Source organism: Pseudochrobactrum mosebachae, from assembly GCF_048914685.1.
Lineage (GTDB): Bacteria > Pseudomonadota > Alphaproteobacteria > Rhizobiales > Rhizobiaceae > Pseudochrobactrum.
Window position 1 is genome coordinate 1224463 of sequence record NZ_CP128408.1, and the last position, 26305, is coordinate 1250767.

24 protein-coding genes are annotated in these 26305 nt (G+C 51.5%); 8 read left to right on the forward strand and 16 right to left on the reverse strand.

Annotated features, from left to right (window positions below; all coding sequences use genetic code 11):
• Nucleotides 1-52: 52 nt before the first annotated feature.
• The 5 genes from MP213Fo_RS05670 to MP213Fo_RS05690 all read right to left on the reverse strand — a co-directional run bounded on the left by MP213Fo_RS05670 (nt 53) and on the right by MP213Fo_RS05690 (nt 6763).
• Nucleotides 53-1489: an amidohydrolase family protein gene (locus MP213Fo_RS05670; RefSeq protein ID WP_421090675.1), complete on the reverse strand. Its 1437-nt coding sequence runs from the start codon at nt 1487-1489 to the stop codon at nt 53-55.
• Between the two features lie 87 nt (nt 1490-1576).
• Nucleotides 1577-3169 (reverse strand): ABC transporter substrate-binding protein, encoded by a 1593-nt coding sequence (locus tag MP213Fo_RS05675; RefSeq protein WP_421090676.1) that lies wholly within the window; start codon nt 3167-3169, stop codon nt 1577-1579.
• Between the two features lie 64 nt (nt 3170-3233).
• Nucleotides 3234-4133: an ABC transporter permease gene (locus tag MP213Fo_RS05680; RefSeq protein WP_421090677.1), complete on the reverse strand. Its 900-nt coding sequence runs from the start codon at nt 4131-4133 to the stop codon at nt 3234-3236.
• Nucleotides 4133-5074: an ABC transporter permease gene (locus MP213Fo_RS05685; protein WP_421090678.1), complete on the reverse strand. Its 942-nt coding sequence runs from the start codon at nt 5072-5074 to the stop codon at nt 4133-4135. Before MP213Fo_RS05685 ends, MP213Fo_RS05680 begins: the two co-directional genes overlap by 1 nt.
• 63 nt (nt 5075-5137) lie before the next feature.
• A complete protein-coding gene (locus tag MP213Fo_RS05690) occupies nt 5138-6763 on the reverse strand; it encodes an amidohydrolase (RefSeq protein WP_421090679.1) in 1626 nt (541 codons plus the stop codon).
• 953 nt (nt 6764-7716) lie between these two features.
• Here MP213Fo_RS05690 and ccoN point away from each other — a divergent pair.
• The 8 genes from ccoN (at nt 7717) to ccoS (ending at nt 15773) form a co-directional block, all read left to right on the forward strand.
• Nucleotides 7717-9354: a cytochrome-c oxidase, cbb3-type subunit I gene (gene ccoN, locus MP213Fo_RS05695; protein WP_421090680.1), complete on the forward strand. Its 1638-nt coding sequence runs from the start codon at nt 7717-7719 to the stop codon at nt 9352-9354.
• A 14-nt stretch (nt 9355-9368) separates the two neighbouring features.
• Nucleotides 9369-10100, forward strand: coding sequence for a cytochrome-c oxidase, cbb3-type subunit II (ccoO, locus tag MP213Fo_RS05700; RefSeq protein WP_421090681.1), 732 nt, complete (start codon nt 9369-9371; stop codon nt 10098-10100).
• A gap of 12 nt (nt 10101-10112) precedes the next feature.
• Nucleotides 10113-10271 (forward strand): CcoQ/FixQ family Cbb3-type cytochrome c oxidase assembly chaperone, encoded by a 159-nt coding sequence (locus MP213Fo_RS05705; protein ID WP_421090682.1) that lies wholly within the window; start codon nt 10113-10115, stop codon nt 10269-10271.
• The gene (ccoP, locus tag MP213Fo_RS05710) at nt 10264-11127 is read left to right on the forward strand and encodes a cytochrome-c oxidase, cbb3-type subunit III (RefSeq protein ID WP_421090683.1); all 864 of its coding nucleotides are present in this window, start codon (nt 10264-10266) and stop codon (nt 11125-11127) included. Before MP213Fo_RS05705 ends, ccoP begins: the two co-directional genes overlap by 8 nt.
• Nucleotides 11128-11228: 101 nt before the next feature.
• Complete coding sequence (gene ccoG, locus MP213Fo_RS05715) at nt 11229-12785, forward strand: cytochrome c oxidase accessory protein CcoG (protein ID WP_421090684.1); 1557 nt, start codon at nt 11229-11231, stop codon at nt 12783-12785.
• Entirely contained in the window at nt 12785-13351 is a 567-nt protein-coding gene (locus tag MP213Fo_RS05720) for a FixH family protein (RefSeq protein ID WP_421090685.1), read from the forward strand. The genes ccoG and MP213Fo_RS05720 overlap by 1 nt, the downstream gene beginning before the upstream one ends.
• Entirely contained in the window at nt 13348-15606 is a 2259-nt protein-coding gene (locus MP213Fo_RS05725; RefSeq protein ID WP_421090686.1) for a cation-translocating P-type ATPase, read from the forward strand. The genes MP213Fo_RS05720 and MP213Fo_RS05725 overlap by 4 nt, the downstream gene beginning before the upstream one ends.
• Complete coding sequence (gene ccoS / locus MP213Fo_RS05730; protein WP_421090687.1) at nt 15603-15773, forward strand: cbb3-type cytochrome oxidase assembly protein CcoS; 171 nt, start codon at nt 15603-15605, stop codon at nt 15771-15773. The genes MP213Fo_RS05725 and ccoS overlap by 4 nt, the downstream gene beginning before the upstream one ends.
• Here the strand turns inward: ccoS and phnN are convergent.
• From phnN to MP213Fo_RS05785, 11 genes are all read right to left on the reverse strand, one after another.
• A complete protein-coding gene (gene phnN / locus MP213Fo_RS05735; protein WP_421090688.1) occupies nt 15757-16305 on the reverse strand; it encodes a phosphonate metabolism protein/1,5-bisphosphokinase (PRPP-forming) PhnN in 549 nt (182 codons plus the stop codon). The genes ccoS and phnN overlap by 17 nt on opposite strands.
• Before the next feature lie 60 nt (nt 16306-16365).
• Complete coding sequence (locus MP213Fo_RS05740) at nt 16366-17505, reverse strand: alpha-D-ribose 1-methylphosphonate 5-triphosphate diphosphatase (RefSeq protein ID WP_421091025.1); 1140 nt, start codon at nt 17503-17505, stop codon at nt 16366-16368.
• A gap of 128 nt (nt 17506-17633) precedes the next feature.
• Nucleotides 17634-18992, reverse strand: a complete 1359-nt coding sequence (gene phnE / locus MP213Fo_RS05745) for a phosphonate ABC transporter, permease protein PhnE (protein WP_421090689.1) — start codon at nt 18990-18992, stop codon at nt 17634-17636.
• A complete protein-coding gene (gene phnE, locus MP213Fo_RS05750; protein ID WP_421091026.1) occupies nt 18992-19930 on the reverse strand; it encodes a phosphonate ABC transporter, permease protein PhnE in 939 nt (312 codons plus the stop codon). The genes phnE (MP213Fo_RS05745) and phnE (MP213Fo_RS05750) overlap by 1 nt, the downstream gene beginning before the upstream one ends.
• 131 nt (nt 19931-20061) lie before the next feature.
• Entirely contained in the window at nt 20062-20979 is a 918-nt protein-coding gene (gene phnD, locus MP213Fo_RS05755; RefSeq protein ID WP_421090690.1) for a phosphonate ABC transporter substrate-binding protein, read from the reverse strand.
• Nucleotides 20980-21096: 117 nt separating this feature from the next.
• Nucleotides 21097-21951, reverse strand: coding sequence for a phosphonate ABC transporter ATP-binding protein (phnC, locus tag MP213Fo_RS05760; RefSeq protein ID WP_421090691.1), 855 nt, complete (start codon nt 21949-21951; stop codon nt 21097-21099).
• Between the two features lie 169 nt (nt 21952-22120).
• Complete coding sequence (locus MP213Fo_RS05765) at nt 22121-22732, reverse strand: DapH/DapD/GlmU-related protein (protein ID WP_421090692.1); 612 nt, start codon at nt 22730-22732, stop codon at nt 22121-22123.
• Entirely contained in the window at nt 22729-23448 is a 720-nt protein-coding gene (gene phnL, locus MP213Fo_RS05770; protein WP_421090693.1) for a phosphonate C-P lyase system protein PhnL, read from the reverse strand. The genes MP213Fo_RS05765 and phnL overlap by 4 nt, the downstream gene beginning before the upstream one ends.
• A gap of 2 nt (nt 23449-23450) precedes the next feature.
• Complete coding sequence (gene phnK, locus MP213Fo_RS05775; RefSeq protein ID WP_421091027.1) at nt 23451-24227, reverse strand: phosphonate C-P lyase system protein PhnK; 777 nt, start codon at nt 24225-24227, stop codon at nt 23451-23453.
• An 8-nt stretch (nt 24228-24235) separates the two neighbouring features.
• Complete coding sequence (locus MP213Fo_RS05780) at nt 24236-25147, reverse strand: alpha-D-ribose 1-methylphosphonate 5-phosphate C-P-lyase PhnJ (protein ID WP_421090694.1); 912 nt, start codon at nt 25145-25147, stop codon at nt 24236-24238.
• The gene (locus MP213Fo_RS05785) at nt 25144-26304 is read right to left on the reverse strand and encodes a carbon-phosphorus lyase complex subunit PhnI (protein ID WP_421090695.1); all 1161 of its coding nucleotides are present in this window, start codon (nt 26302-26304) and stop codon (nt 25144-25146) included. The genes MP213Fo_RS05780 and MP213Fo_RS05785 overlap by 4 nt, the downstream gene beginning before the upstream one ends.
• Between the last annotated feature and the right edge of the window lies 1 nt (nt 26305).

The window sequence follows — 26305 nt, forward strand, 5'->3', positions numbered from 1 at the left end:
CGGTACTATTTGCTGCCGGTCTTAATTCAGACCGAATATTGCTTCGGCTTGCTTACGCAAGACCGGAAAATGAATGCGGCGCATAGGCCGTAACAGGGCGCTTTGCCCAGTCTTCCTGCGGTGCGCGCTGAACTGTGCGTTGCTGCGCAGCATGCAGATCTTCCGCAGCCTGTTCAAAATCGATGGTCAGGCACACGCCTTTTTCGACAACTTTTTCACCACCGATATAAACCGTATCAACCGCGCGCTCGGCAGCTGCATAGATCATGCTACGGATCGGATCATAACCCGGTCGCATCATCGGATGCGCCAGATTAACCAGCACCAGATCAGCATTGCAGCCGGTTTCAAGGCGCCCGATATCATCACGTCCCAAAAGATCGGCACCACCGGTTGTGGCTGCCGTGAAAATCTCGCCCGATGACACGGTGCGGGGGGTTTCAGCCATCATCCGCGCGACATAGCCAACATGGCGCATCTCTTCGAGCATATTATGCGGATAGGTATCTGTACCAATGCCTAAGCGCACACCGGCTCGCAGGTAGCGGCCAAAATCACGCATGGCGATACCACGACGCATAAAAACGGTCGGGCAATGGGCAACCGCCGTGCGGGTTTCTACCAGCAAATCAAGATCGCGGCGGGTGTGCCAGCTATTGCGCGGATAATCATCGAGAAAAATACCGTGGCTGACAATACTGGTTTGCCCCAGCACACCGAGCTGTTCCAGCCACTGGATCGGCGAAACACCGTGACGGCGCGTAATCTCATGAAACTCGACAGTTGATTGTGCGGCATGGATTTGCCACGGGATTTTGCGTCGCTGTGCTTCCGCATAGCTTTCTTTAATCAGCCCTTCACTACAGGTATCAATTTGGGAAGGACATAACATAGAGAATAACCGGCCTGAAGGATGCGCTTCAGCAGCGTCCACCATTTCCAGCGCCTGCTGCATGGCTTTTTCGCCAACAGTTTCATCCCACTCATACTCAACCACATGGCCGTTTTTAGTGTACCAGCGCGCAGTGCGAAACATTGGCGTAATACAGACACGCAACCCGCTTTGCGCTGCCAGATCGATCCAAGACGGATGCGCCACCGACAAATCGGCAAGCGTCGTCACACCGGATTTCAGCAGTTCCGCATAAGCCACTTTCCATGCGGCTTCCGATCCTTGTGCATCAGGCCGGATAATCGGCATAAATTCATAAAGAGCAGAGTTATATAAACCGGGAGAACCGAGCTCGTCGAGAATACCCTTATTCAGCGGCTCGCTCGCAGGATGCGAATGAATATTGACCAGCCCCGGCATCACCATAAAGCCGCGGCCATCCTGCTCCACATCAACAGCACCGGTATAATGGCTGCCCACATGGGTCAGCTTGCCGTTTTCAAATGCGACATCAGCATTTTTTACATAGACATGGCTTTTAACATCCGCGTCCCATGCAACAACAATATCCGCATTTCTGATGACTGTAATACTCACAGCATAACTCCCGTGCCGTCCGAATTTCCGTCTGATTTTTATTGCAGGCCTACAGGCGCGGCTCAAGAAACCGCGCCTGTGTGATCCTTAGTTCTTCAGCGAAATATCCAGACCCTTGTAGATACCGGCACCATAAATACCATGTGCTTTTGCGCCTTCCACGCGGTCACCGGAAACCAGCCACATTGGCTCGGAAGACAGTGTGACCCAAACATTGGCTTCCGTGAGGTTGCGCTGCAGAGTAGCAAGTGCCTCATGGCGCTCTTCTTGACTGGTGGTGGTCGCAGCCTTGCGGATCAGCTCATCCGTTGCCGGATCTTTCCAGTTCATCCGGTTTGGTGTCGGTGCCTGACGGCTTGGGAAGTAAAGACCGATAGCCTCAAGCGCGGTGAGTGCAGGATAGTTCATATAGAACGCATCAAATTCCTGCGTTGCCATTTTGCCCCAGCCAACGGTTGCATCCCAAAGCTGGATCTTCATGTCGATACCGACTTTGCGCAGATCAGCCTGCATAGCCTCGCTCACTGTCGGATTGGTAGCATTACGCAGACCATAAACGAGGAAAGTGGCTTTCAGGCCGTCTTTTTCACGGATATTGTCGCTGCCCATTTTCCAGCCGGCTTCATCGAGCAGCTTATTGGCGGCGTCCTGATCAAAAGCCGGTGTGAGCTTGGAAGATTCCGGATCAAAATCGATGATGCTCGGATTTACCAGCGACTTCATTTCCTTACCATGGCCAAAATAAACAGCCTGCGTAATCGCAGCCTTATTGGTTGCCATATTCACGGCTTTACGGATCACTGGATCAGACACAACCGGCTTATCAATTTTGAAGCCCATGAACATGTCATAAATGTAGTTTTCCTGCTTGGACACGTTAATGCCAGGCATTTGTTCCATGGTGCTCAGAGCGATTGGCGGCATGTAATAGGTCATGTCAGCCTGACGCGCCTGAATAGCCGCCATCAGCGTATTGGCCTCCGGGATAACACGCCAGACAATCTCATCAATCTGCGGGCTTGGATTTTTATAGAAAGACGGACCCCATGTGTAATCCGCATGTTTTTTCAGCTTCAGTTCCTGACGCGGCTGCCAGCTTACCCAGCAATAAGGGCCGGTGCCGTTAAAACCCTGCACACCGAAGTTTTCGCCGAGCTTTTCAACCGTTGCTTTATCCACAACTGTAGAGAACGGCATTGTCAGCTGCGGCAGCAAATCTGAATAAGGCTCTTCCAGCTCATAGATGACGGTATAATCATCTTTGGCCGAAACATTTTTCACCTTGCCGCCCCGGAAAGCGGTTGGCGAACGGCGTTCCGGATTCTGCCAGCGCTGAATGGTATAAACCACATCATCAGCGGTCATAGCGCGGCCATCGCAGAATTTAACATCTTTGCGCAGGTTGAATGTATAGGTCTTGCCGTCGTCCGAGACCGACCATGTTTCTGCCAGACCCGGCTTGATTGATTTCATATCGAAATCCAGCGATACCAGCGTATCACCCAGCATCGCCATCACTTCCACCATAGCGGTTGAGGTTGAGCGGATCGGGTCATAATTATCCGCATCAATCACACGCAGGATTGAAAGCGGTGCTTTGGTCTGGGCATGGGTGGCGCCCGCTGACAAAGCCAGTGATGCAACACCGGCAGCCAGAGCTGTTAACAGATATTTTCTCATTTTAGTCCTCCTGAAGAAGCGGCCGCTGTTCTGTGCAGTGATCCGCCACCAAAATTAAAAGCGTTTATTTACGAAGTTTCGGGTCAAGCGCATCGCGTAAAGAGTCGCCCAAGACGTTGAATGCCAGCACGATAATGAAGATCATAAGACTTGGCAGAACCGACACATGTGGCGCGAAAAACAGAAAGTTACGCCCTTCAGATGCCATTGCACCCAGTTCTGCAGTTGGCGGCTGCGCGCCAAGGCCGATAAAAGACAGAGCAGCACCCAGCAGAATGACCTGTCCGAACCGCAGGGTTACAAAGACGAAAATCGATGACAGGCAATTCGGAAGGACATATTTAAAAATGATGCGGGCATCCGACATACCGAGCGAATGCGCACTTTCAATATAATCCTGCTGCAAAACCACAATGGCGCCACCGCGCACAATACGTGCCATCAACGGCACAGTAGCGACAGTGAGCGCAATGATAACGGCGGTTAGGCCCGGGCCGAAAATCGCTGCAATTGCCAAGCCGAACAAGATCGCCGGAAAAGACAACAGCACATCCATAAAGCGCATTAAAATGCCGTTCCAACGTGGATAATAGGCCGCGATAAACCCGATCATACCGCCGAGCATGCAGCCGAAAAACACCGACACAAACCCCATAAACAAAGTGGTGCGGATACCATAGAGCAAACGCGTGACCATGCCGCGCCCCTGCCCGTCTGTGCCAAGCAGATAGCCTGCCTCACCGATCGGCTTGAGCATCATCGACAGATTACCGCCATAGGGATCTTCAGGCGCCAACCATGGCGCAAACAAGCCGCAGAACAATGTTGCCACAACCAGAAACAAAGCAATGACAGAGCCGGTATCCGACATCAGCATTTTCAAAACACTGACGCGCTTAAAAGCAACCTCTTGTTCCACAGGTGGGACGATTACTGATGCGGTATTTTTTGCAAGACTGCTCATCATGCCCCCCTCACGCGCGGATCAAGCACAGCATAAAGAATATCAACGCCGAGATTGACGAGAATAAAACCGAGCGACATCACAATAATGGTGCCCTGTGCCATCGGCAGATCGCTGGACAAAATCGCACCCACAGCAAGGCGGCCGATACCAGGCCATGAAAACACTGTTTCAACCACCACAGCACCACCAAGCAGAAAGCCGATTTGCAAACCGATCAGCGTTACCACCGGCACCAGCGCATTGCGCAAGGCATGGCGTGTTACCACCAAACGTTCGGTCAGCCCTTTGGCGCGTGCGGTACGGATATGATCGGCACCCAGCACATCAAGCACCGAGGTGCGGGTCATACGCGCCACAGGCCCTACAAAAACCCCGCCCAAAGTGATGGCTGGCAAAATGATGCTGCGTAATCCGTCGATGGTCCATAACGGGCCAAGGCGACCGGTAAATGGCAGGATCGGATATTTAAACCCGAACAGCCAGACCAGCACCAGCCCCAGAAAAAACACCGGCACAGATACACCGGCAACCGAAACAGCCATAATCCCGCGATCAAGCAGCGAGCCGCGATAATAAGCACCCACTGTGCCTAATAAAATGCCGAGAGGAATTGCCCAGATCAGCGAAGCAACCATCAGTTCGAGCGTTGGCCCGATTGTGGCGCCGAGTTCTTGCGAGACCGGCACATTATTGATGATGGACACGCCGAGATCACCGTGCATCAGACGGCCGACATAATAGAAAAACTGCTTCCACAATGGTTGATCAAGACCGAGATCACGCCGGATTGCCTCAACCAGTTCCTGTGTTGCGGTCGGGCCTGCCCGCACCTGTGCCGGATCGGTCGGCACAACCTGCATCAGCAAAAAGCCAAGCAGTAACACACCGAACATGACCGGAAGCGCAAGGAGCAGACGTTGTAACGTGTGCCGCAGCATAGATTAACCTTTCTTTGACTGCCTTACCGATGCGCAAATGAAATTACGCATCGGAAAAATCAGTTAAACCTGTCGCTCAAATACAATTTTGCCTTCCAGCACCGTCATGTCGCAGCGCACATCGCTTTTGACCTCTTCCGGCGTGCAGGAAAAAATATCTTTTGAAAACACTGCAATATCCGCAGACATGCCTGCCATCAGCTGTCCGGTCTCATTTTCGGCAAACTGCGTATAGGCACCCAAATGCGTATAGGCATGCACTGCCTCTTCCATGGTCAGGCACTGGTCACCACCGATGACCGAGCCGATCTTGGTTTTGCGTGTGACGAGTGTGTAGAGGTTTTGAAACGGATTGGTTGAAGTCACCGGTGCATCAGAGGATGCTGCCGGATGCAAACCGGCATCCAGCCATTTGCGCATCGGATATGAGGCATGGGCGCGGGCTTCACCAAGATTGGCAACATAAAGATCACCAAATTCATAGATAAACATCGGCTGCGGCACCGGATCAATTCCGGCTTTGGCCATACGCTCGATCTGACCGTCACTCAAAAAGCCGCAATGCTCAATACGGTGGCGGCGCCCAAGGATAGGATTCTCTGCACTATCGGCATTTTCAATGCCGGATAAAACCTGCTCAATGGCTGCGTCACCAATGGCATGGATAGCCAGCTGATAACCAAGCTCATGATAATGCTTCAGCGATGCATGCATCACCGCTTCTGAATAGCAGAAAATACCGAAATTATTCGGATCACCGGCCACATATGGCTCGCTCATCGCCGCAGTCAGCCCGCCTGCACTACCGTCGGAAAATACCTTCATCGCGCCATAGCGCAAATTGCCGGTCTGGCGCTTGGCACGGTAGCCCTGCGCATACGCTTCATCGCCAATACCATCATGATTGCCGTAAATGCACACCCATGTGCGGAGCGGCAATTCACCGGCAGCGGCCAGTTCTTCATAGGCATAGATTTCATCAAGCCCGTAACCCATGCCAACAGCGGCATCCATTACCGAAGTAAACCCCTGGCTCAGCATAAAATGCGACGCACGGATAATGGCAGCTTTCAACTCATCACGGCTCAGTGGCGGGATTTTTTCGCTCACAACACGCATGCCGGATTCTGCGAGCAGACCCGACAATTTGCCATTGCGCTTTTCAATCAAGCCGCCGGACGGGCTTGGAGTATCATGGCTGATACCGGCAAGTCGCATGGCAGCACTATTGGCAACACCAACATGGCCGCAGGTACGGGTAATATATACCGGATGATCGGGGGCAATAGCATCGAGTTCTTCAATGGTCGGATGGCGTTGCTCGCTCAGCTCATAATGATCATAGCCGCCACCTTTGATCCACTCACCGGCGGGTTTTTCATCAATCGCATGGCGGATACGGGTAAAAACCTCTTCAAGACTATGCACACCGGATTCAGGCCGCAGATTAATCTCGTTCATGCCAATGCCAACCATCAGCAAATGCATATGCGCATCATTCAGGCCCGGCACAGCAACCCGACCGGCAAGATCAATATGGCGCGTCTGTTCACCGGCAAGTGCTTCTATTTCAGCACGACTGCCGGTTGCCAAAATCTTACCGTCTGCAATGGCTACAGCCTCGGCAAAACCCTGTTTAAGGCCGCAAAAAATCCGCCCGCCCGCAAGGACGAGATCTGCATGTATCATTCTTAATTTATCTCCCAGATGCCCCGCCACTGAAGCGTAAGACATAATTCAGCTGTTCCGCGCCGGTATATTCCGGCGATATAATTTTAGAGCTGAGGAAAAGCCTTACACATCAAAGATGTGGTGGCTTCATAGTTCCCCTATGCCATCCGGAATTTAAGATGCTGTCTTTTACAGCTATTCCGTCAGCACTTTTTATTATTTGTTGGTCTTATGCTTGCAAATATAAGCCCCCAAAGCAAGGGGCAGCACCGCTAAATGTCGGCAATTTTCCATACGAAATTTGCATGGATTGATAGCAATTTTGCATCAAAAAATTGACAATTCGCTTCAGCGCTCAACCAACCCTTTAAAACACAATGCATATCACCAGTTTTTACCGCGCAATATTACACTAAGAATCACAAAAAAACGGCTTAATTCACCAAGACTTCAATGAAGACAAAGTCGTCAGCACACGTTTTCTATCTTAAAACGACAGTATAGCGACAATCAGCCCCACCTCAAAAACAACCAGTAATTACGCAAATTACCGACATTATTGGATAAATACCTGATAAAACCTACAAGAAAGACTGGACTTTAAGAGCCTGAGTGAACGAGAATATAAATATGCTTATTTCAGTAATTACCGTAAATACCGAATTGTTAGAAAATTAAAAATTAAATTAAGCCGCTGAATCGCATAGTAAATTTTACAATATTAGCAATTTATAATTAAATACTTCTGTAAATATATAAATTTTATAATGCAGCCTTTAATCCGGCAATTTTGAAGCCATTGTCGTTTTTAAAATTATGCATATTTGCGACCAGCTTGCTGCCTGCGGCGTTTGATTTAAATCAATGACTAAATATTTTCATGGAATATAATAACTCTATACTGCTCAATTTGCAGGTTTTTCTGCAATATCAAGGGCAAGAACTATCACGCGCGCGCGAGGGGACTTTTCATGAATTACGCTGCGGGAATTGTAATCTCGGGGCTCGGTGCGTTTTTCGCATTGCTGCTTGCCGGGCTTACACATGATCCATTATTCAGAAGCCATATGTGGGTTCTGTTCTTCACACTTATCGTCTTTACTGTTTTATTGTTCCGTAATGCTGACTACAGCATGAAACCGGTCAAAGAAGACAAGTCCACATATATCGACGGCCCTATCCGTTATGGTGTCATTGCTACTGTATTCTGGGGCGTTGTTGGTTTTCTGGTTGGTGTCGTCATTGCTGCACAGCTGGCATTCCCGGATCTTAATTTCGGCCCGTGGTTCAATTTTGGCCGCGTGCGCCCGCTGCATACATCTGCAGTGATTTTCGCATTCTGCGGTAACGCCCTGATCGCCACCTCTTTTTATGTGGTGCAGCGCACCTGCCGCGCCCGCCTGTTTGGCGGCGATCTGGCATGGTTTGTATTCTGGGGCTACAACCTGTTCATTGTTATGGCTGCAACCGGCTATCTGCTCGGCATTACCCAATCGCGTGAATATGCCGAACCTGAATGGTATGTTGATATCTGGCTGACAATTGTGTGGGTCGTTTATCTCGTTGTGTTCATGGGTACGATCCTGAAGCGTAAAGAACCGCATATTTATGTGGCCAACTGGTTCTACCTGTCTTTCATCGTGACCATTGCGATGTTGCACATCATCAACAATCTGGCGATTCCGGTCTCTTTCCTTGGCGTGAAAAGCTATTCGGCTTTCTCCGGCGTGCAGGATGCCGTAACCCAATGGTGGTACGGGCATAATGCGGTGGCCTTCTTCCTCACCGTGCCTTTCCTTGCGATGATGTATTATTTTGTACCAAAGCAGGTTAACCGCCCGATCTATTCCTACCGTTTGTCGATCGTGCACTTCTGGTCGATCATCTTTCTCTATATCTGGGCCGGTCCGCACCATCTGCATTATACCGCGCTGCCGGATTGGGCACAGACATTGGGTATGGTGTTCTCCATCGTACTGTGGATGCCGTCATGGGGTGGTATGATCAACGGCCTGATGACGCTTTCAGGCGCATGGGACAAAATCCGTACCGACCCTGTTGTCCGCCTGATGGTTGCCGCTATTGCTTTCTACGGCATGGCAACATTTGAAGGCCCGCTGATGTCGATCAAAGCTGTCAACTCTCTGTCGCATTATACCGACTGGACGATTGGCCACGTGCATGCAGGCGCCTTGGGCTGGAACGGCATGATCACTTTTGCTGCGGTTTATTTCCTTGTACCGCGCTTGTGGAACCGTGAACGCCTCTATTCGGTACGCATGGTCAACTGGCACTTCTGGCTCGCCACTCTCGGCATCGTGCTTTATGCGGCTGCTATGTGGGTTGCCGGTATTCAGCAGGGCCTGATGTGGCGTGAATATGATGATCAGGGCTTCCTGGTTTACTCCTTCGCCGAAACTGTACTGGCCATGTTCCCTTACTATGTCATTCGTACTCTTGGTGGTGTGATGTATCTTGCAGGCGGACTGGTTATGGCCTGGAATGTTTACAAGACTATTCGCGGTGATTTGAGAGAGGAAGCGGTTATCCCCGGTTCCACTCCAATCTCAGAGCCAAATTCCGGCCCGTATATGAAGCCAGCGGTATAAGGAGCAACAGCGTTATGTCTATTCTCAAAAAACACTCGCTGATCGAGAAAAATGCGACTTTGTTGCTGATCGGCTCGCTTGTTGTGGTGACTATTGGCGGTCTGGTGGAAATTGCACCGCTGTTTTATCTGCAAAATACCATTGAGAAAGTAGAGGGCATGCGCCCCTACTCTCCTCTGGAGCTGGCCGGTCGCGACATCTATGTGCGTGAAGGTTGTTATACCTGTCACTCACAGATGATCCGTCCATTCCGCGATGAAGTGGAGCGCTACGGTCATTACAGCCTTGCTGCTGAAAGCATGTATGACCATTCCTTCCAGTGGGGCTCCAAACGCACGGGGCCTGATCTGGCACGTGTCGGTGGCCGCTATTCCAATGAATGGCATGTACAGCATCTGGTGCGTCCGCGTGATGTGGTGCCTGAATCCGTGATGCCGGGCTATGCGTTCCTGCTCGATACCCCTTTGAATGTGCCGAACATTGTCAGCAACCTCAAAGCCAACATCGCTGTGGGCGTTCCTTATGATCAGGACATGCTTGATAATGCTGTGGCCGATATCAAAGCACAGGCTGATCCGGATGCGGATACAGACGCTTTGCTGGCACGCTACCCTAAAGCCAAAACCGGTGATTTCGACGGTAATCCACGGGTTGTGAGCGAAATGGATGCGCTGGTGGCCTATCTGCAAATGCTGGGCACATTGGTTGATTTCTCAACCTATGACCAGTCACCACAGTCGCGATAAAGGAGGTTACTCATGGACTATACGACCATGCGCCACTTTGCCGACAGCTGGGGGCTGTTAGCAATGTTCCTGTTCTTTCTCTTTGTCGTCTTCTTCGCCTTCCGCCCCGGTAGCAAAAAAGCTGCCGAAGAGGCGCAAGCCATTCTGTTCAAGGATGACCATAATGACTGAAAAGCATATTGATGACGTCACAGGCGTTGAAACAACCGGCCATGAATGGGACGGCATCCGCGAGCTTGACAATCCGATGCCACGCTGGTGGCTCTATGCCTATTATGCCACCATTGTCTGGGCGATAGCCTATACGATTGCCTATCCGGCATGGCCGCTGATCAACGGTGCAACCACCGGTGTTCTGCAATGGTCGAGCCGCGGGGATTTCTGGAACGAGAATGCGCAGATCCAGAATGACCGTCAGACAACTCTGGCGGCCATTAATGAAAAATCCGTACAGGAAATCATGGCTGATCCGCAGCTCAACCAGTTTGCAGTTGCCGGTGGTGCGGCTGCATTCCGTGTAAATTGCGTGCAGTGCCACGGCTCCGGCGCACAGGGTGCGCCAGGCTATCCTAACCTTAATGATGATGACTGGTTGTGGGGTGGCTCGATTGACGAAATTCTGCAAACCATTCGTCATGGTGTACGCTCGAAAGATGATCCGGATACCCGCATTTCTGAGATGCCGGCCTATGGTGACATTCTTGAGCCGCAGCAAATCCGCGATGTAGCAGCCTATGTTACCAGCCTGACCTCAGCGCCGCGCGATGCCAAAATGATCCCTGCCGGTCAGCAGGTATTTGCTGAAAATTGCGCTGCTTGTCATGGCGAGAATGCCAAGGGCAACAAAGAATTCGGCGCACCGGATCTCACTGATGCCATCTGGTTCTACGGCTCTGGTGAAGATGCCATTGCCCGCCAGATCAGAAGCCCGAAACACGGCGTGATGCCGGCATGGGAAGCCCGTCTCGGCGACGTTACAGTGAAGCAGCTGGCCGTTTATATCCACTCGCTGGGTGGCGGGGAATAACAGGCTGATTTTCAGCCGATCAAACAAAAGGCCGGTGCACATATGCTCCGGCCTGCTGCTCAAAATAATCAAGCCGGACTGCTCCGGCCCCGGAGTATACAATGTCAGATGTCGGTGAGGTTGAACGCATAGATGCACAGGCGGTTAATTCGTCTGGAAAGCGCAGCGCTTTATATGCCGCGCGCGTCAAGATCTTCCCGAAGCGGGTCAATGGTGAATTCCGCCGCTTCAAATGGATTATCATGTTTCTCACTCTGGGCATTTATTACATTACCCCGTGGCTGCGCTGGGATCGCGGGCCCTATGCGCCCGATCAGGCTGTGCTGATTGACATTGCCCATCGCCGTTTCTACTTCTTTTTCATCGAAATCTGGCCGCAAGAATTCTATTATGTGGCAGGACTTTTAATTATGGCCGGTATCGGCCTGTTCCTTGTCACCAGTGTGGCAGGGCGTGCATGGTGCGGCTATACATGCCCGCAAACTGTGTGGGTAGATCTGTTTCTGGTAGTTGAGCGCGCCGTTGAAGGTGACCGCAATGCACGGATAAAGCTCGATAAATCCCCGATGAGTTTCGACAAGCTGACCAAGCGCGTTACCAAACATGCAATCTGGCTGATGATTGCAGTGATGACCGGCGGCGCCTGGATTTTCTATTTTGCCGATGCACCGGCACTGCTGATGGATTTCATCACCGGTCAGGCTGCACTGGTGGCCTATACAACTGTCGCAGTTCTGACAGCAACAACATATGTTTTTGGCGGATTGCTGCGTGAGCAGGTCTGTACCTATATGTGCCCGTGGCCGCGCATTCAGGCCGCTATGCTTGATGAAAACTCGCTCACTGTTACCTATAATGACTGGCGCGGTGAACCGCGTTCACGCCACGCAAAAAAAGCCATTGCTGCTGGCGAAAGTGTCGGCGATTGCGTGGATTGCAATGCCTGTGTTGCCGTGTGCCCGATGGGTATCGACATTCGTGACGGGCAACAGCTTGAATGCATCAGTTGCGCCTTATGTATTGATGCCTGTAATTCAGTGATGGATAAGATCGACAAACCCCGCGGTTTGATCTCTTATTCCACACTATCGGATTATGATGCCAATATGGCTCTGGCCACCAATGGCGGCACCGCTCCGATTGAACCTGGCCGGGTTTATAGCGCTAAAAACATTTTCAATGATAAAGTACAGCAATTGAAAATGACTAAAATCTTCCGCCCGCGCAGCCTGTTCTATTTCTCTATCTGGGCGCTGATCGGTGTGGCTCTGATTACCACATTGCTGATGCGTGAACGGATCGGCATTAATGTGCTGCAAGACCGTAACCCGCAATATGTGCTGCTGTCTGACGGTTCAATCCGTAACGGCTATACTGTTAAACTGCTCAATATGGTCAATGAACCACGCCAGTTCGAGCTGCTGATTGAAGGGCTGCCATCAGCGCAGGTCAGCGTTGCAGATCAGACAACCGACAGTTCAGACAGGCATATTTTTGAAGCTGAGCCGGACCGGTTGAAAACGCTCAAAGTGTTTATCACCTTACCGCGCAATTCATCCAGACCCGGCTCACGCCCTTTCACCATGACTGTACGTGACGTGAACGGAACGGAATCCGCCACTTATAAAGCGACATTCATCGCACCGGAGAAACGCTGATGCTTAGCCAGAAAACTGAAGGGAATGCCAATCAGGCGCCGTCAACACCGGGCCGCGTTTTTACCGGCTGGCATATGCTCGGCATTATGATTGCATTTTTTGGTGTGATTATTGTCGTTAATATTATTATGGCAACCTCGGCCATCACCAGCTGGTCAGGTCTGGTGGTTAAAAACTCTTATGTAGCCAGTCAGGAATTCAACGAAAAATCCATCATCGGCAAAGCCCATGCAGCACTGAACTGGCAGCCGGAAATGTCTTATCAGGATGGCGTCGTGCGCTACCGCCTGACCGATCCAGATGGCAATGCGGTTAAAGCGGTTGGTGCCACTGCCGTATTTCGCAGGCCCGTGAATGAGAAAGAAGACCAGACACTGAACATGCTGCCGGCAGATGATAATTTTCTCACCGCCGAAGCCACTTTAAATGATGGTAACTGGGTTGTTGAAATTAACACCTATGCCGGTTTGGAGGAGCCATATCGGCAGGTTAACCGTGTCCATATTACCGGCGGTAAATTTACACTCGATACCGCTGAAACGCCTGTGAAAGGAACTGCTCAATGAGTTGCTGCGGCTCTGGTATTCAATTTTCTGCCGCCGATTACCGGCCGGAAGAATTGTTGCTGGCCAGCCGCGTGCTTGGTGACGGCCAGCGCCAGCTTGATTTGTCGGTGCCCTCTGTCCATTGCGGGCTATGTATTCAGACAGTTGAGGCAGCCCTTCGAGCCTTGCCTGAGGTTACTTATGCTCGCGTCAATCTTTCAGCCAAGCGGGTTTCGATCCGCTGGAAAGATGGCGCAGAGCCGCCTGCGGTTATTGATGCTCTACAAAGAGCCGGTTATCCGGCGCATATTTTTGAGCTTGGCGATGATAAAGACCCGCAACTCTCGCGCCTGCTGATTGCACTGGCGGTTGCCGGTTTTGCCTCGATGAATATCATGCTGTTTTCGGTTTCGGTGTGGTCGGGTGCTGATGCTGCAACCCGTGATATGTTTCACTGGCTATCCGGCCTGATTGCCCTGCCGACATTGATATATTCCGGTCGTATTTTTTATCTTTCAGCGTGGAATGCGCTGCGGCATGGCCGCAGCAATATGGATGTGCCGATTTCACTCGCCATTACCCTCGCTTTCATTATGAGTGTTTATGAAACACTGAATTCCGGCCAGCATGCTTATTTTGATGCCTCTGCTAGCCTGCTGTTCTTTCTGCTGATTGGCCGCACGCTCGATCATGTGATGCGCGAGCGTGCGCGCTCTGCGGTCAAAGGCCTGAGCCAGCTGGCCGCACGCGGTGCGGTGGTGATTGGTGATGATAACCAGCATAGTTTCATGCCGATTGGTGATATCCGCCCGTCTATGCGGATTATTCTGGCAGTGGGTGAACGTGTGCCGGTTGATGCGGTGGTTGAAAGTGGCCGCTCTGATCTCGATTGCTCGATTGCAACCGGTGAAAGCCTGCCTGTACCGGTGGCGCCGGGTTCGCAATTGCGTGCAGGAACCATGAATATCTCTGCACCTTTAACGATTATTTCCACTGCCTCTGCCGATAATTCATTTCTTGCGGAAATGGTGCGCTTGATGGATGCCGCAGAAGGCGGACGCGCACGTTACCGCCAGCTTGCAGATCGCGCTTCAGCACTCTATGTGCCACTGGTTCACACTACAGCTTTGCTGGCATTTATTGTGTGGTTTATGTTCAGCGGCGACTGGCACAAATCGATCTATGTTGCCATCACGACACTGATTATTACCTGCCCATGCGCGCTGGCTCTGGCAGTGCCGATTGTACAGGTTGTGGCGGCACGACGGTTATTTGAAAACGGCATCATGATCAAAGACGGCTCGGCAATGGAGCGCATGGCCGAAATTGACAGCGTGATGTTTGACAAGACCGGCACGCTGACACTTGGCCAGCCACAGCTGACTGACCGCCAAAGGCTGGATCAGCACAGTCTGGAACTGGCGGCGGAGCTGGCACTCTATTCACGCCATCCGCTGTCACGCGCACTGACTGCGTTTACCAATCCGGCAAAAAATATTAGTTTTGATTTAATTGAAGAGGTAAGCGGTGCCGGAATTGAAGCCCGTATGGGGCAGGACATTTATCGTCTTGGCCGTAAAAACTGGGCTGTAGCCAACAGCACAGCACCAACCGCTCATGCCGGCACTGAAAGTGTTTTATCGTGCAATGGTATATTGCTTGAAACATTCCGCTTTGAAGACAGCCCGCGTGAAGATGCTGCCCGTTCTGTGCAAGCACTCAAGGATGAAAATCTCAGCGTTGAAATTCTCTCCGGCGACAAAGAAAAGACCGTGCAGGCACTGGCACAGCAGCTAGGCATTGCAACATACTGCGCTGAAATATTGCCAAACCAAAAATCCGAGCTGGTAACAGAGCGCACCCATGAAGGGCATAAAGTACTGATGGTGGGTGACGGGCTCAATGATGCGCCGGCTCTGATGAGTGCTTATGTTTCTATGGCACCGGCAACGGCTGCGGATATCGGGCGCAATGCGGCTGATTTCGTGTTCCTGCATGACAGCCTGACAGCTGTGCCGCTGGCAGTTGCCATATCACGTGAGGCAGGCAAGCTGATCCGTCAAAACTTTGCCTTATCACTGGTGTATAATATTATTGCAGTCCCGATTGCATTATTTGGCTATGTCACGCCCTTGATTGCCGCCTTGTCGATGTCGTTGTCTTCGATACTCGTTGTCAGCAATGCACTTCGGCTTAAAGCAGGCAAAAAGATACAGCAGCCTAAAGCAAAGACAGCTGCACCGGACATGCACCCCAGCAAAAGACTTGAAATATGAATGTTCTGATTTTTCTTATCCCTATTGCCCTGCTGTTTGGCGGTCTGTGGCTGACCGCCTTTTTATGGTCTTTGAAAAACGGGCAATATGAAGATATGGACGGTGCCGCCAACCGGATTTTTCTGCCTGATGACGATGACAAGCCTGCGCCTAAACAGCAGCCATAAGATAGCGGGTGAATGTATCGCCCGCTGATGCCACCTCTCCGGAATTATCAATCACCATCAGTTCCAGACCACAGGGATCCACATTTTGCTGGCGCTGCAAACGCAGCGCGATGGATTGCGGTGTTTCTCTTCCGCGGGAAGCCAGACGCTGCGCCAGCACTTCAGGCTGCGCTGTGATATGGGCAATTGTGACACGGGGAAAACGCCTGGCCAGCTGCGGTAAAACACGGCGCGAGAGATTGGCCACCACCACGCCACCTTGTGCCAGCACATCTTCAATTTCTGCCGGCAAACCATAATAAAGCCCATGCGCCTGCCAATGCATGCAAAAATCACCATTATCAACCGCCTTTAAAAAATCCGGCTCCGATAAAGTGTCGTGATCCTCCGTATTTCCATGCGCATCGCGGGTAACAACACGGCGTACGAAATGATAGCTGCCATCTTGCGGCAAGCGACTGCGTGCATAGTCGATGATCGTGTCTTTACCGGCTCCGCTCGGCCCCACAACAGCGACAAAAATACCAGTCATAATGCTCGTTCCGTCCAATTCCATCTGTCTGCTCATACCATATACGACAAGCGCAATAACTTATAGCACCCTGTTACCCTCACGCCAAACGGAGCGTACAACCGGTATGCTATTTTGCATATGAATACGAACCATATCGCCACGCTTACCCGTGGCAAGGCTACCACGATCATGAAAGCCGACCGCATTTGCAGGATTGCGCGTTACCAGATTAATCGCCTGCGGCAAGGTAAAGCCATCTACAAGCTCCGGTAAGGTATAGACCGCCTGTATCAGGCTGAAAGGGATATAATCAGACGATAAAATATCGAGATGTCCTGCATTGGCAAGATCACGTGCTGAAACATTGCCGGAATGTGAGGAGCCGCGCACAATATTCGGCGCCCCCATCAATACTGCCATGCCTGCCTGTTTGGATGCTTGTGCCGCTTCCAGTGTTGTTGGAAATTCTGCAACCTGAATACCCTGCTCGACCGCCTCACCCACATGGGCAAGTGTTGCATCATCATGGCTGGCAAGAGCAATGCCTTTTGCCTGACAGCGCGCCGCTATTTCTTTACGAAAACGGTCGGAATTTGCAGCTGATTCCGCAAGTCTGCGATCACAATAGGCTTCAAATTCTGCCTGTGTCATTTTCTGCTTGCCCATATAATAGGTTTTATAGGCTTCCAGACTGGCAAACTGGCGTTGCCCCGGCGCATGATCCATAAGAGACGCAATTTTGACCTGAGATTTATGCTCGAAAAGGTCAAATGCATCGAGACATGACGGCGAAGACACCTCGCAACGCAAATGCAGATAATGATCGGCACGCAGGCGCCCGTCGCGCTGACCAGCCTCAATCGCATCGGCCAGCTTGATCATATCCTCTGTGTTAATATCCGTATCGCCATCCATACCAACACGTAATGCATCAAGTACAGTGGTAATGCCGGAAGCCGCAATCTGCGCATCATGCGCCATTAAAGCCGCATCCGCATTCCAGCGCACTTTCGGGCGCGGGGCATAATGTTGTTCCAGATGATCAGTATGCAGCTCCACAATGCCGGGCATCAGATAATCGCCGCCAAAATCTTCGCCGCTTACACCATTTCCGGCACTGATATCAGTAATTTTACCGTCGCGGATTTGTATCGTACCGGTGATAATCTCATCTTCAAGGATGATACGGGCATTTTTAAACGTGGCTTCATAAGATATCGGCATGATATTTCCCTGCTGGCTGCAACCATCACGCGCCATCATAAATAGAGACAGAACGGCGCGTGACAGCTGTGGCCTACAGGAGTTTTGTGACAGGTAGACTACACTGATAAGAAGCTTTTATTTCATTTCTGTGAGGCACGCCGATCACCCGTCAGACGCGACCGCAAGGCATTGGAAATAGCGTCGAAAACAAACACCACGATCAGAATGAGCACCACCATATAGGCAACATTTGCCCAGTTGGAATTGGTTCGCATAGCCTCCCAAAGTTTAAGGCCAATACCACCCGCCCCGACTGCGCCGATAATGGTTGCCGAGCGGGTATTGGATTCCCAGAAATATAGCATCTGGCTTAAAAAGACCGGCATCACCTGGGGAATAACCCCGTAGCGCTGCACATTCATCGGTGATGCGCCAACCGACTTCACCCCCTCACGCTGCTTGTCATCAATATTCTCCAGCGTCTCAGCATAGAGTTTACCCAGCGTTCCGGTATCGGTGAAAAAGATTGCTGAAATACCGGCCAAGGGCCCCGGACCAAAAGCGCGGGTGAAAAACAGCGCCCAGATAAACATATCGACCGATCGCAGGAAATCAAACAAACGCTTGGTAATCTGATTGGCAAAGAAATTCGGCATAATATTACGCGCCGCAATGAAGGCCAGCGGCAGCGCCAGCATGCCGGCAAATAATGTCCCGACAAAAGCCATAACAATGGTCTGCAACATTTTGATCCAGACATCGCCATGCTGCCATTCGGCATTATACCAGATATTATTAAATGCCAGCGACAGATTGGACATTTCCGGCTTGATCCGCTCGCCAGACGTGATCATCGTCGCTACTTCACCAACAGATTTATTCCAGAAAGGTGAATTGGTATCGAAGACAAAATTCGGCCACCCCATAAAGCGCCGTGTAATACTAATACGCTCCGGCATGATGCGGGCTTCTCCGGCAAAGCCGAAATTTACCTTAACCTCATCATTGCTCAGCATCGCCCATGACGGCAGCGGGGCGTCATTAACGGGCCTTGCGGCATCTGCTCCGATGCGGATTGCCAGGCTCTCGCTACCGCGCTCCACAATCACTGTTTGCCCTGTAAGATGCAGTGCCTGTGTTTCGCCAAAGCGCACTGATGTAGTGCCGTTTGCCACACTCACCCATTCTGGATCCGGATTGTTGCCAAGCACTGAAAAGCGCGGATAGGTAATTTTAACCTCATCTCCGCTCATGCGCATGGTCGGCCGTATTTCATAGGAATACCATTGTCGTGCGGTAATACCGGCTCTGTCCCACTGCCCTTCAGAGAGCACAGTGCCAATGGCAAAAAACCACCAGCAATAGATCATATAAATCACCACACCAATCACGACGAGCGGCAATAAATAGCGCTTATTCCACGAGCGTTTAAACACTTGCGGATAACGGTTTTCAAGATCGGAAATTTGGTCGGCACTCAAAGTTTTGGCGGTCATCATCACGCTCCGAATTGAAAGGCCTGAGCGCCGACAAGACGGCCGCGCAGCCAGGCGGAAATCTGATCCACCGCAATGATTGTGACAAACAATAACAGCACCATCGCCAGGGTTTTGGCCTGATGGCCATGGCCAATGGAGAGACGCAGAGCCTCGCCGATACCACCACCACCCACTGCACCGATAATGGTAGAAGCGCGGACATTGATCTCAAATCGCAAAAATGCGTAAGACATGAAATTGGGCATCACCTGCGGTACAATACCGAAGCCAACACGCTCCACCCAATTGGCGCCAACGGCGCGCAAGCCTTCTTCTGCTTTCATATCGGCATTTTCTACCACTTCGAAAAACAGCTTACCCAAGGCCCCGATGGTGTGAATCCCCACGGCAAAAATCGCCGGAATAGGCCCGAAAGACAGAATAGCCGCGAAGAAACCGGCAATCACAATCTCAGGAAATGCACGCAGAATTTCCATGTAGCGACGTACAAAGAAGCGCAGAAATCGGCTGGTTGTCAGATTTTTGGCGGCAAAAAAGCAAAGTATAAAACCGAAGAAAAAGCCGATCAGCGTCGCCATCATGGCAATATTGAGCGTCTCCAGCATCTTGTAAAAATATTCCGGCACATAATAGCTGCTGCCAAACAAATAAACGCGGCCTGCTTCATAATCATATTTCTGACTGCCATCGAAATAAGGGGATGGTAAATCGAACAATGCCCGCCAGATTTCACGCCCGTCACGCGGGATCATATCCCCGACAAAATCGAAGAAATGCGGCAACCGGTCCCAAAACTTTCCGGCATTGGTTTCATTGGCAAACCACAGCGATGCACTCAGAGCCAACACCAACCCACCGATAATCAGCAGGGAATACATGCGGCGGCGCGAGGAGAGCTCTTGCCAATGCTTTTCAACCAAAGCCGCTTCACCCGACATGGTTTTGGTGAAAGCTCCTTTGGTCGAAGATGGGGTACTATCAGAATGGGTCATCAGGCCTGCCAGCTAAAGACAAAACATGTCGTGAAACAAAAAATACGGCCAGCCCAAAGGGCTGGCCGTAGCAGGTATTACTGACCAATTTCAGATTTACGCGCATCAATGATTGGCTGGTAAAAGTCTTTATTGACTTCAATATAAGACTTGAAATCGCCACCCATTGTGGATGCAAAGCACTCAGGATCACTTTTCGGCAGATCAAGCATATAGGCTTTGAACTTGCTCTTAAGATCAGCATCAATAGCTGTGCGAATAACGATCGGGCCATTCGGGATCAGCGGTGATTTCCAGACTTCAGTAAAGTCCTTCATATCAATCAGGCCTTTATCAACCATTTTACGCAAATTGCCGGATGTGTAACCTTCATCGAAGCTGCCAACACCGGATCCAAAGGTTGTACCAGCATCAAACTTGCCGTCTTTAACTGCGAGTACCAGATTTTCATGGCCGCCGCCAAATCCGGTTTCACTGAAATAGTCCTTAACAGTAGCACCATTGAGATCTTTTGGCAGCGATGTAACCGGAATGAGATAACCGGAAGTTGAATCAGGGTCGGCAAAACCGAGTTTCTTGCCCTTCATATCGGCAACGGTTTTAATGCCGCTGTCTTTGCGCGCGACCATGATCGAATAATAACCGCTGGCACCATCGGTCTGCTCCGTGGTCAGGATCGGCTCAACCGCATCAGGATTGCTCAAATAGATCTTGGCATAACCAGAAGCACCAAGCTCAGCATAATCGAGTGTACCGCCAAGCAGACCCTGAATAACACCGTCATAATCGGCTGCAGGAAACAGCTTCACTTCTTTTACGCCGAGTGCCTTTGGCAGATTATCCACGATACATTGGTAGTTGCGCAGGCGATCAGATTCGTTTTCGCCACCAATAATACCAACGCGAAACACTTCAGGCTTATCCGCACGGGCGGCAGTTGAACCGGCTACAGCGGACAGCGCAACAGCACCGAGCAAAAGCTTCTTGAAGGTCATGACCCATTCTCCTGTTAAGATTCTGTTTGATTTTTATGATGTGGCCTGATTGCCAGCCATGCCTGACATGCAATGCTGCGCCTTGTAAAAACAAAGCCTTATGAGCGCTGCACATATTCATTCGAGCAGCTCCGCAACACGGCGTGCAACTTGCGGGCTTACAGCTGCGCTCGTTGCAGGCTGTATTTGCTGCTCCAAAGCCGTTGAGGTCACAGCTTCTGAAAAACTCTCATCATCGGCTTCCGCGCCGTAAATTTTACGCGCAGCCAGCTGTGTCAGTTCAGCAGGCGTGCCATCAAAAACCACCTGCCCTGCCTGCATGCCAATAATGCGGTCGCAATAGGTGCGGGCAGTATCAAGTGTATGCAGATTGGTAATGACGGTCAGTCCTTCACGCTGATTAATGTCGCGCAGAGCGCTCATCACCACTTGCGCATTACGCGGGTCAAGCGAGGCTATCGGCTCGTCGGCCAGTATAACTTTAGGATTTTGCATCAAAGCACGGGCAATCGCCACGCGCTGCTGCTGCCCGCCGGAAAGAGTGCCGGCCGGCTGTAATGCAGTTTTGACAATATCAAGGCGCTCGATATTGGCGATGGCCTGCGCACGTTCCTCACGGGAGAAAAGCCCAAGCAAGCTCTTGACCGAAGAGCGTTGATTGAGGCGACCCAGCAACACATTGGTCAGCACATCAAGGCGCGGCACCAGATTAAACTGCTGAAAAATCATCGCGCAATCACTGCGCCAGCGTCGCAGTTCAGCACCACGCAGGCGCGACACATCCTGATCCTTAAACATAATCGACCCGTCAGAACTGTCGATCAGACGGTTGATCATGCGCAGCAATGTTGACTTACCGGCACCAGACGCGCCGATAATACCCACCATCTGGCCTTGCGGAATTTCCAGATTAACATCTGCAACCGCAATATTGCCCCCAAAACGACGGGTTACATTTTCAAGTTTCAGCATCGCGCCCTCGATCAATTTCCTCGAAACTAGGAGCGTGATATGAAACGAAAATGTGATTTCCATTACAGTTTGATGAATGTTTTGAATCAGATTTTTAATGCATAACGGCCGCGTCTTTGCAGATGCGGCCGTCATATTTATTGTTATCAATGATTAGAACAGTTTACGTTCAACTGTGCTTTTCCAGAAAGGCTTCAATCTCCAGCGTGCGAAAATCATCCAGCGCCAGACGCAAAGCCTGATGATCCCAATCCCACCATGCCAGTGCCTCCAAGCGCTCAATACAATCTTCTGAAAAACGCTTGCGGATCAGCTTGGCCGGCACACCGCCGACAATGCTGTAAGGCGCCACATCCTTGGTAACCACCGCGCCGGAGCCAATGACTGCACCATTGCCGATTGTAACTCCGGGCAGCACAGTCACCCCGTGCCCCAGCCATGTATCATGGCCGATAGTAACCTGATGGGAACGCCGCCATTCAAAAAAACCCTGCTCCTGCTCAGCATCCGGCCAGTAATCATTGGCGCGATAAGTGAAATGATGCAGCGTGGCGCGCCACATCGGATGATTGGTTGCATTGATACGCACAGAAGCAGCAATATTGGCAAATTTACCAATTTTAGCGCACCACACCATGCCGTCGCGCTCAATATAGGAATAGTCACCCATTGCTGTTTCACTGATGCGACAGCGGGTACCAATCTCAGTGTAACGGCCGAATGTGCTGTCGGAGATTTCCGCGCCCTCATGGATCAGCACGGTTTCTGAAAGCCGCGTCATGCATCTGCTCCATGTTTCACATAAGCCGGAGAAAATTCTGTTACATCAATGATACGGTCGGCTACGGCTTCACGCACATCCTGATCGTGGAAAATGCCGAGCATAGCAACGCCTTGTGCTTTTTTGCGGCAGATCAGCTCCACCACCACATCACGGTTTTTCGCATCCAGCGAGGCGGTTGGCTCATCCAGCAACAAAACCGGATGATCGGTGATAAAGCCTCGGGCAATATTCACCCGCTGCTGTTCGCCACCCGAAAATGTTGCTGGCGGCAGCGCCCATAGCCGCTCCGGCAGATTGAGCATAGCCAGTAAAGCGCGAGCCTTATCTTGCGCTTCCTCACGGTTAACACCGCGGGCAAACAACGGATCTGCCACCACATTGAGTGCACTCACACGTGGCACAGTGCGCAAAAACTGGCTGACATAGCCGATCGTATCACGCCGCACAGCCATAATGGTACGCGGATCAGCGGCCGCCAGATCAAGCTGTTTACCGTGATGACGTAAGATAATCTGGCCTTCATCAACCGCATAATTGCCATAGACCATTTTGAGGATCGAGCTTTTACCGGCACCGGACGGGCCACCAAGCACCGCACATTCCCTAGCCTTGAGGGCGAAGAAAACATTGCTCACCACCGGCAGTTTGATACCGCCCTGCAAATGCATAGTGAAGCTCTTAGCCACTTCCGAAACAATAAGGGGCATTGTCATGATTAAACCTGCAAAATCGAGGAAACAAGCAATTGCGTGTATGGCGCTTGCGGATCATCCAGCACGCGATCTGTCAGACCAGCTTCAATAATATGGCCATCCTTCATCACCATCATGCGGTGTGAAAGCAAACGCGCCACGGCCAGATCATGGGTCACGACAATCGCCGCCAAACCCAGATCTGCCACCAGACCGCGCAGCAGATCGAGCAGGCGCGCTTGCACCGAGACATCCAGACCGCCAGTCGGTTCATCCATGAAAATCAGACGCGGGGAAGTCACCAGATTACGGGCAATCTGGAGGCGCTGGCGCATACCACCCGAAAATGCCCGCGGCTGATCGTCAATCCGGTCGGCTGAAATTTCCACACGGCCAAGCCAGTCGGTAGCTGTTTCGCGAATTTTACCATAATGCCGGTCACCCACTGCCATTAACCGCTCGCCGACATTGGCGCCGGCTGAGACTGTCATCCGTAAACCGTCGGCGGGATTTTGGTGCACAAATCCCCAATCAGTCCGCATCAGAAAACGGCGCTCGGCCTCACTCATGCGGTAGAGATCACGGAATTGTCCGTCGCGCATACGATATTCAACCGCACCAACGGAAGGCTGTAAACGGGTGGCTAGACAGTTGAGCAATGTGGTTTTTCCCGAGCCACTTTCACCGACAATCGCCAGTACTTCACCCGGATAGAGCTCAAAGCTGACATTCTGGCAGCCGATCCGGTTACCATAGAATTTAGACAATGCATTAACCCGCAGCAGCGGCGTATCATTGATCATATTGCTCATTGTGCGGCCTCCAGCTCATCTGAAGAGACGTGTCCGATATCTTTATTCTGTGCAGAAAGATGCCCGAAATGCCCTTCTGCCTGTCGCGTTTCGCAATAATCGGTGTCAGAGCAAACAAACATGCTGCCGCCTTTGTCATCCAGTACGACCTCATCGAGATAGACACCTTTGGCACCGCACATTACGCAAGGCTGTGCAAATTTCTGCACCTCAAACGGATGATCTTCAAAATCGAGGCTCACCACTTTGGTAAAAGGCGGCAAAGCATAAATGCGCTTTTCACGCCCCGCACCAAATAGCTGCAAGGCCGGCGACATATGCATTTTAGGATTATCGAATTTTGGCGTCGGTGACGGGTCCATCACATAGCGGTCTTCAACTTTAACCGGATAGGCATAGGTGGTGGCAATGTGACCGTGGCGGGCAATATCTTCATAGAGTTTAACATGCATCAGGCCATATTCCTCCAGTGCATGCATTTTGCGGGTTTCAGTCTCACGCGGCTCGAGAAAACGCAGCGGCTCAGGGATCGGCACCTGATAAACCAAAATCTGGCCCTGTTTGAGCGGCTGTTCCGGTATACGATGGCGGGTTTGGATAATACTCGCCTCACCGGTACGGGTTGTGACTTTAACATTGGCTGTTTTTTCAAAAAATGCCCGTATCGACACCGCATTTGTGGTGTCATCCGCACCCTGATCAATCACTTTCAATATGTCTTCACGCCCCAACACCGCAGCAGTTACCTGCACACCACCGGTACCCCAGCCATAAGGCATCGGCATTTCGCGGCTGGCAAACGGCACCTGATAGCCCGGCACCGCAATCGCTTTAAGAATTGCACGGCGGATCATTCGCTTGGTCTGTTCATCAAGATAAGCAAAATTATACTGCATCAGAATGCTCATTGCTCTGCTCCCTTCTGGGCTTCCTTAACTGCATCCGTTTGGGCATCATCGGGTGTCTGATGATTGGCATATTCAGCCCGCATGCGGCGGATCAGGTCGAGTTCCGCCTGGAAATCAACATAATGCGGCAGTTTGAGATGCTCGACAAAGCCGGTCGATTGCACATTATCGGAGTGAGAAATCACAAATTCTTCATCCTGTGCGGGGGCAACAATATCTTCTTCAAATTCAGCGGTGCGCAAGGCGCGGTCGCAGAGCGACATCGACATTGCCTTGCGTTCGCTCTGGCCGAAAACCAGCCCGTAGCCACGCGTAAATTGCGGCGGGCGCTTGGCTGATCCGGTAAACTGGTTGATCATCTGGCACTCGGTTACCTGCACAGCGCCCAGTGAAACGATACCGCCAAGTTCCGGCACCTCCAGTTCCACTTCAACCTCACCAATGCGGATTTCACCAACAAAAGGATGGGTGCGGCCATAACCGCGCTGGGTGGAATAACCAAGAGCTAACAAAAAGCCCTCATCCCCGCGTGCCAGAGCCTGCAAACGCAGATCGCGCTCCATCGGAAATGTCCATGGCTCACGGGTGAGATCACCCGGCACATGCCCCTGTTCCTGCCCTTTTGGCATTTCGCCGTCCGGCTCGATCATACCGCTCGCACCCAGAATATCAGTGACGCGCGGCATCACTGTCTCAGCAGTCTCAGCAGTCTCAGCATCTTCGCGCTGCACGGCTGCGGGAACCGGATGATCACCCGCCATTTCAGGGTCCAGCAGGCGGTGGGTATAATCAAAAGTCGCGCCCAGAAGCTGGCCGCCGGGCAAATCTTTGAATGTGGCCGAGATACGTCGCTCGGCATACATTTTCGAACTATCCAAAGCTTGTGAATATCCGAAACGCGGCAAGGTGGTACGGTAAGCGCGCACCAGAAAAATTGCTTCAATCAAATCTCCGCGCGACTGGCGGATAGCAAGTGCTGCCAGTTCACGATCATAAAGCGCGCCCTCCGCCATCACGCGATCAACCGCCAGACCCAATTGCTCGGTGATCTGCTCAAGCTGCATAGCCGGAACTGAACGTGCCCCGCGGCGTCGGTCTGCCAGCAACTGATGTGCATTCTGAATAGCGGCTTCACCGCCTTTTACTGCAACATACATG

Coding starts and splice junctions, on each gene's coding strand:
- MP213Fo_RS05675 (WP_421090676.1), bottom strand. CDS start 3,169: ATGAGAAAATATCTGTTAACAGCTCTGGCTGCCGGTGTTGCATCACTG.
- MP213Fo_RS05680 (WP_421090677.1), bottom strand. CDS start 4,133: ATGAGCAGTCTTGCAAAAAATACCGCATCAGTAATCGTCCCACCTGTG.
- MP213Fo_RS05685 (WP_421090678.1), bottom strand. CDS start 5,074: ATGCTGCGGCACACGTTACAACGTCTGCTCCTTGCGCTTCCGGTCATG.
- MP213Fo_RS05690 (WP_421090679.1), bottom strand. CDS start 6,763: ATGATACATGCAGATCTCGTCCTTGCGGGCGGGCGGATTTTTTGCGGC.
- ccoN (WP_421090680.1), top strand. CDS start 7,717: ATGAATTACGCTGCGGGAATTGTAATCTCGGGGCTCGGTGCGTTTTTC.
- ccoO (WP_421090681.1), top strand. CDS start 9,369: ATGTCTATTCTCAAAAAACACTCGCTGATCGAGAAAAATGCGACTTTG.
- MP213Fo_RS05705 (WP_421090682.1), top strand. CDS start 10,113: ATGGACTATACGACCATGCGCCACTTTGCCGACAGCTGGGGGCTGTTA.
- ccoP (WP_421090683.1), top strand. CDS start 10,264: ATGACTGAAAAGCATATTGATGACGTCACAGGCGTTGAAACAACCGGC.
- ccoG (WP_421090684.1), top strand. CDS start 11,229: ATGTCAGATGTCGGTGAGGTTGAACGCATAGATGCACAGGCGGTTAAT.
- MP213Fo_RS05720 (WP_421090685.1), top strand. CDS start 12,785: ATGCTTAGCCAGAAAACTGAAGGGAATGCCAATCAGGCGCCGTCAACA.
- MP213Fo_RS05725 (WP_421090686.1), top strand. CDS start 13,348: ATGAGTTGCTGCGGCTCTGGTATTCAATTTTCTGCCGCCGATTACCGG.
- ccoS (WP_421090687.1), top strand. CDS start 15,603: ATGAATGTTCTGATTTTTCTTATCCCTATTGCCCTGCTGTTTGGCGGT.
- phnN (WP_421090688.1), bottom strand. CDS start 16,305: ATGACTGGTATTTTTGTCGCTGTTGTGGGGCCGAGCGGAGCCGGTAAA.
- phnE (WP_421090689.1), bottom strand. CDS start 18,992: ATGATGACCGCCAAAACTTTGAGTGCCGACCAAATTTCCGATCTTGAA.
- phnE (WP_421091026.1), bottom strand. CDS start 19,930: ATGTCGGGTGAAGCGGCTTTGGTTGAAAAGCATTGGCAAGAGCTCTCC.
- phnD (WP_421090690.1), bottom strand. CDS start 20,979: ATGACCTTCAAGAAGCTTTTGCTCGGTGCTGTTGCGCTGTCCGCTGTA.
- phnC (WP_421090691.1), bottom strand. CDS start 21,951: ATGCTGAAACTTGAAAATGTAACCCGTCGTTTTGGGGGCAATATTGCG.
- MP213Fo_RS05765 (WP_421090692.1), bottom strand. CDS start 22,732: ATGACGCGGCTTTCAGAAACCGTGCTGATCCATGAGGGCGCGGAAATC.
- phnL (WP_421090693.1), bottom strand. CDS start 23,448: ATGACAATGCCCCTTATTGTTTCGGAAGTGGCTAAGAGCTTCACTATG.
- MP213Fo_RS05780 (WP_421090694.1), bottom strand. CDS start 25,147: ATGAGCATTCTGATGCAGTATAATTTTGCTTATCTTGATGAACAGACC.
- MP213Fo_RS05785 (WP_421090695.1), bottom strand. CDS start 26,304: ATGTATGTTGCAGTAAAAGGCGGTGAAGCCGCTATTCAGAATGCACAT.